The organism is Caulobacter sp. B11 (assembly GCF_002737765.1).
Lineage (GTDB): Bacteria > Pseudomonadota > Alphaproteobacteria > Caulobacterales > Caulobacteraceae > Caulobacter.
This window is the reverse complement of record NZ_PEGG01000323.1, coordinates 1-5,780: the sequence shown is the minus strand read 5'-3', so window position 1 is coordinate 5,780 and position 5,780 is coordinate 1. Positions and strand designations below refer to the sequence as shown.

The 5,780-nt window shown below is 67.3% G+C and carries 2 protein-coding genes and 2 pseudogenes; 1 reads left to right on the top strand and 3 read right to left on the bottom strand.

Translation table 11 applies throughout. The annotated features are described in order from the left end of the window. The 3 genes and pseudogenes from CSW58_RS16300 to CSW58_RS11990 form a co-directional block, all read right to left on the bottom strand. A pseudogene (locus CSW58_RS16300) lies at nucleotides 1-526 on the bottom strand (EAL domain-containing protein); the annotation flags it as partial. Further along, complete coding sequence (locus CSW58_RS11995) at nucleotides 510-2,066, bottom strand: putative bifunctional diguanylate cyclase/phosphodiesterase (RefSeq protein WP_369825175.1); 1,557 nt, start codon at nucleotides 2,064-2,066, stop codon at nucleotides 510-512. The gene CSW58_RS11995 and the pseudogene CSW58_RS16300, both read right to left, overlap by 17 nt. Before the next feature lie 212 nt (nucleotides 2,067-2,278). Further along, on the bottom strand, nucleotides 2,279-3,316 hold the full coding sequence (locus CSW58_RS11990; RefSeq protein WP_255406584.1) for a nitronate monooxygenase family protein: 1,038 nt from the start codon (nucleotides 3,314-3,316) through the stop codon (nucleotides 2,279-2,281). A gap of 166 nt (nucleotides 3,317-3,482) precedes the next feature. On the opposite strand from CSW58_RS11990, the pseudogene CSW58_RS11985 reads away from it, so the two are divergent. Further along, nucleotides 3,483-5,749 (top strand): annotated as a pseudogene (locus CSW58_RS11985) (putative bifunctional diguanylate cyclase/phosphodiesterase). The last annotated feature ends 31 nt before the right edge of the window (nucleotides 5,750-5,780 follow it).

The window sequence follows — 5,780 nt, the reverse complement described above, 5'->3', positions numbered from 1 at the left end:
GCCGGCTTGGCCGGCTGATGAAATAGCCCTGGATCTCGCTACAGCCCTGACGGCGCAGCTCCTCCAGTTGGGCCTCGGTCTCGACGCCCTCGGCCGTGGTGGTGATGCCAGGCTGGCGCGAGGTCGAGCACAGCCTTGATGATCGCCAGGGCGTCGGGATCCTCGAGGATGTCGCGCACGGAAGGTTTGGTCGATCTTGATCTTGTCGAACGGAAGCTGCGCAGATAGCTCAGCGACGAATAGCCGGTGCCGAAATCGTCCATCGAGATGCGGACGCCCAGGGCCTTCAGATTGTGCAGGATCGACATGTTGGCCGCATTGTCCTGCAGCAGCACGGACTCGGTGATTTCCAGTTCGAGGCGTTCGGCGGGCAGGCCGATTCCGCCAGGGCCGAGACCACGGTGGCCACCAGGCGACGGTCGCGAAACTGGGCTGGCGACAGGTTGACCGCCAGGCGCACGTGATTGGGCCAGCCGAACGCCTCGCGGCAGGCTTGGCGCAGCACCCATTCACCGAGCGGCGCGATCAGGCCGATTTCTTCCGTCAGCGGAATGAAGTCGGCGGGGCGAGACCATGCCCCGGATCGGGTGACGCCAGCGCAGCAGCGCCTCGCAGCCGGTCACCCGGTTCGAGGCCAGGTCGAACAGGGGCTGATAATAGAGCTCGAACTGCCCCTGGATCAGGGCGACGCGCAGGTCGACCTCGAGGGAGCGACGCGCCTGGAGCTGGTCGTCCATTGCCCGCTCGAAGAAGTGAAAGGCCCCGCGGCCGTCGGCCTTGGCGCGATACAGCGCCATGTCGGCCTTCTTGAGCAGTTCGGCGGAATCCGACCCGTCATTGGGCGAGATCGCCACCCCGACACTGGCCCCGATCACCACCTGATGGCCCTGCAGGTCGAACGGCTTGGCCAGGGCCTCGACGATCCGGGTCGCCAGGCGCGTGGCGTCCGACGGATCGCTCAGGCCGGTCTGAACGACCGCGAACTCGTCGCCGCCCAGCCGCGCCACGGTGTCGCCTTCGCGGACGCAGCGCCGCAGCCGCTCGGCGGCGGCCTTCAGCAAGGCGTCGCCGATCGGATGGCCCAGGGTGTCGTTGACGGTCTTGAAGCGATCCAGATCCAGGCAGTGCACCGCCACCAAATCCTCGCGGCGCGAGGCGCGGGCCAGGGCCTCCGACAGCCCCTTCTGGAACAGCAGACGGTTGGGCAGCTCGGTCAGGGGATCATAGTGGGCCAGCCGGGCGATCTGGGCCTCGGCCCGCTTGCGCTCGGCGATGTCCTCGGAGACGCCCAGCAGATACTCGGCCTGGCCGTCGGGCCCAGGGATGGCGATCTTCTTGGTCCGGATGATCGCCATCGAACCATCCTTGCGCGGCACGTGGTCTTCCTCGATGACTCGCACCTCGCCCGACTGGATCACCTCGCGATCGCGGGCCAGATAGATCTCGGCCAACTGTTGGGGATAGAACTCAGCGTCGGTGCGGCCGATCATGTCCTCGCGGGCATGGCCCAGCATCTTCTCGCCGGCCCGGTTGAGCAGCACATAGCGATGGTCGTCGGCGCGCTTGACGAACACCATCGAGGGAATGGCCTCGACGACCGCGGTCATGAAGGTCCGGGCCTGTTCGGCCGAGGCGTTGGCCTGGGCCAGGGCCAGGACCCCACGCCGGTTCATCTCGCTGGCCGCCTGAAGCAGGGCCAGCACCGTGCCGACGCCCAGATAGAGGCCGCCGTCCGTGACGATGAAGCCGCGCAGCAGGTCCGAGGCGCGATAGGAGAGGATGTCGCTGGTGAAGGCCTCCAGTTCGACATCGGCCTCGACGATCAGCGGTTCGGCGTCCATCAGCCCCGAGATCGGCCGATTGGCATAAAGGGCGCGGCCATATTCGGCGGCCATGCGCAGAATGAAGGTGTTGCGTTCGACCAAGCCGATCGGTCGGTTGTCCTGATCCAGAACCGGTACGATCAGCGTATCGGGCTCTTCGCGAAATCGCTCATAGAGGGTCTTGCCAAGATCATCCGCACGCGCCGGAGCGACGTAAGCAACTGTGTCTCTCAGGGTCAACATAGGGCGCGCCTCCACTGTCGTGTGAGGGAACATTCGCCGGCTAATAAGACTCTAACAGCAGGCCGCAGGCCCGGCCATTTCGCGAAAACTTCATAGCCGCGTCACAGTGTTTGCCGAGACGTTTACGCTTGGCGCTCGCGGGCGGGCGAGCCTTGCCCCAAGGGCATCGCCATCCCCCGCGACCGCGGAGGATGGCGCCCCAGGACGCGGGACTAGGCCAGCATCCCCGCCAGCCGGCCGCGAATGATCGCCTCGGCCTCGGCGACCATGCGGTCAACCAGGTCCTTGACGGTCGGGATGTCGTGGATCAGGCCCTGGACCATGCCGGCCGACCAGATGCCGCCGTCGGTGTCGCCATTGGCCAGGGCGTCGCGGCCGCGGGTGCCGGCAACCAGGGCCTGGACGTCCTCGAACTTGGCCCCGCCGGCCCGCTCGATCTCGACCACCTGCTGGCTGACCGCATTGCGCATGACGCGGGCGGTGTTGTGCAGGGTGCGGAAGATCAGGTCGGTCTGGCGCTCGTCATTGGCGACCATCTGCTCCTTGAAAGCCATCGGGATCGGGGCCTCCTGGGTGACGCAGAAGCGGGTGCCCATGTTGACGCCGTCGGCGCCCAGGGCCAGGGCCGCCACCAGGCCGCGCGCATCGGCGATGCCGCCCGAGGCCAGCATCGGGATCTTCACCTTATCGGCGGCGGCGGCGATCAGGATCAGGCCGGGAATGTCGTCCTCGCCCGGGTGACCGGCGCACTCGAAGCCGTCGATGCTGATGGCGTCGACGCCCATGCGCTCGGCCGACAGGGCGTGGCGGACGGCGGTACACTTGTGGATCACCTTCACGCCATTGGCCTTGAAGTGGTCGACATGCTCTTGCGGCTTGTAGCCGGCCGTTTCGACGATCTTGATCCCCGCCTCGATGATCGCGGCGCGATACTCGGCATAGGGGGGCGGCTTGATGGCCGGCAGGATGGTGAGGTTGACCCCGAACGGCTTGTCGGTGAGGTCCTTGGTGCGCTGGATTTCCTTGGCCAGCTCTTCCGGCGTCGGCTGGGTCAGGGCGGTGATGAAGCCCAGCGCCCCGGCATTGGCGACGGCGGCGACCAGCTCGGCCTTGCCGACCCACTGCATGCCGCCCTGGGCGATCGGGTGTTCGACGCCGAACAGTTCGGTGAAACGGGTCTTGATGGCCATGACGACGGTCTCCCTAGGGTGTTTTTCCCAGTATGAGGGCCTAGCCGTAGCGTCACGCAAGAGGCCCTGACGCCGGCCCGGGCGGAGTCGACGTCAAGCGCGGGGCCATTCCCCAAAATGGGCGCCGGCCGCCACAATTGTCGCTCGCTGTTAGTCGGACCTTATCCACGCCGGTCGCTTATGGAACAGGCAATTCATTGCGAGACGTTGGCGAGCGCGCGACCTGATGAAACGACTTGAATCGCGCCTGTCGACCCCTTTGGCCCTGGTGGCGATGTCGTCGGTCGGCCTGATGATCGCCGCCCTGATGGCTATCGCCGCGCAGATCGACCGCGGCGCCCTGTCCCACGAACGGGAACTCGTCACCCGCGGCGTGGTCGGCAAGGTCCTCGAGGTCGAACGCGCCGTCTCGCCCCAGGTGCTCTGGGACGACGCGGTCGAGCACCTGGACGTGCGCTTCGACCGGGCCTGGGCGCAGGAGAACATCAACGCCTACCTGTTTGGTCAGGCCGGCTTCGAGAAGATCATCATCCTGGACGGCGCCGACCGGCCTTTGATGGCCGGGACCAAGGGCCGACTACTGCAGCCAGCGGAAATCGCGCCCTTCACCGCCCGGGTCTTGCCCCTGGTGCGACAGGTGCGCCAACGCGACGCCCAGGAACCCCGGGTCACGGGACCGCGCGCCGACCGCGCCCTGGTGTCGCGACCCAACCAGACGACCTCGATCGAAACCTTCGGGGACGAAGCCTATTTCCTGACCGCCAGCCTGGTGCAGCCCGATTTCGGCAAGTCCACGCGACGCCCCGGCGCCGGGGTGGTGGTGGTAACGGCCCTACGGATCGACCAAGACTTTCTCACCGCCTTTGGTGACCGGTTTCTGTTGCCTGGCATCCACCTTCACGTCGGCAACGCCACCAGCGAGGCCGATGAAGCCCATGTCGGCCTGCGGGATCTTACCGGCAAGGTCGTCGCTACCCTGGACTGGACGCCGTCGAAGCCCGGACGAGACCTGCTGCGGCGAAGCATCCTGCCGATCGGCCTGGTGGTGGGCATGCTGGTCCTGGCTGTGCTGATCTCGGTGCGACGGTCGCGTCTCATCGCCGAGGGGCTGATTGTCAGCGAGGCGCGGGCCAAGCACATGGCGCTGCACGACGCCCTGACCGGCCTGCCCAACCGGCTGCTGTTCGACGAGCGCCTGCGCCACGCCTTGGACCGCCTGGCGCGTTCCGATCGCAGCCTGGCCGTGTTCATCATCGATCTGGACCGCTTCAAGGAAGTCAACGACACCCACGGCCACAACGTCGGCGACGAGCTGATACGCCACGCATCCCAGCGGCTGGGCGCGGTCTGCCACGGCAAGGAAACCGTGGCCCGGCTGGGCGGCGACGAATTCGGCATCGTGGCGCCAGACCTCGACGCGGCGGGGGCCGAGGCCCTGGCCCAGCGTGTGCTCGAGGCCCTGGGCGAGCCCGCGCCGCTGAGCTGCGGGCCGATCTTCAGCGGCGCGTCAATGGGCGTGGCCGTCGTCGACGCCTTCGAAACCTTTATCAGCGGCGAAGAGGTCGCCCGGCGCGCCGACGTCGCCCTCTACCGCGCCAAGGACCACGGACGGGGGCGCTTCTGCTTCTTCGAATCCGAGATGGACGCCGTCCTCAAACAGCGTCGGCGCCTGGAGCAGGACCTGCGCCAGGCCTTGCTGCGCGATGAAATCCACCTCGCTTACCAGCCCCAGGTCAACGCCCGGGGCGTACTGATCGGGGTCGAGGCCCTGGCCCGCTGGAACCATCCCGAACAGGGCCCGATTTCGCCGGGGTTCTTTATCCCCCTGGCCGAGGACTGCGGCCTGATCGAGGACCTTGGCCGGATGGTGATGCTCAAGGCGATGCACGACAGCCTGCGCTGGCCGGCGCTGAAGGTGGCCATCAACGTCTCAGCCACTCAACTTCGGCGGCCCGGCTTCACCGAGACCGTCCAGGATCTGCTGTCCGAGGCCGGGGCCCACGCTGGCCAGATCGAGCTGGAGATCACCGAAGGGGTGCTGCTCGGCGACGACGAGACCACCTGCCGGGCCCTGGCCGAACTGCGGGGCCTGGGCTTCTCACTGGCCCTGGACGATTTCGGCACCGGCTATTCCAGCCTCAGCTATTTGCGCCGCTACCCGATCGACAAGATCAAGATCGATCGCAGCTTCATCATCCCGCTGGGCGAAGACCTGGAGGCTGCGGCCGTGGTCGGGCCATTGTTCGCCTGGCCCGGGCCCTTCGCCTGACCGTGATCGCCGAGGGCGTGGAAACCGAGGGGCAACGCGAGATCCTGCGCAGCTGCGGCTGCGGCCAGTCGCAGGGCTTCCTGTTCAGTCCCCCGGTCTCGGCCGACGCGATCGACGGGCTCGCCAAGCGGGCCGACATCCCATGCCGCTTTCGAACCGCCCACGCCGCGCCGGCCCAGGGCGACGCGTCGGTCGCCTGGACACGCGGCGTGGCGGCGACCTGAATCCAGGATCTCATCGTCCCTGCGTCGCACG

What these genes read in the sequence shown, in the direction of transcription:
- CSW58_RS11995 (WP_369825175.1), bottom strand. Translation starts at nt 2,066, where the DNA reads ATGTTGACCCTGAGAGACACAGTTGCTTACGTCGCTCCGGCGCGTGCG.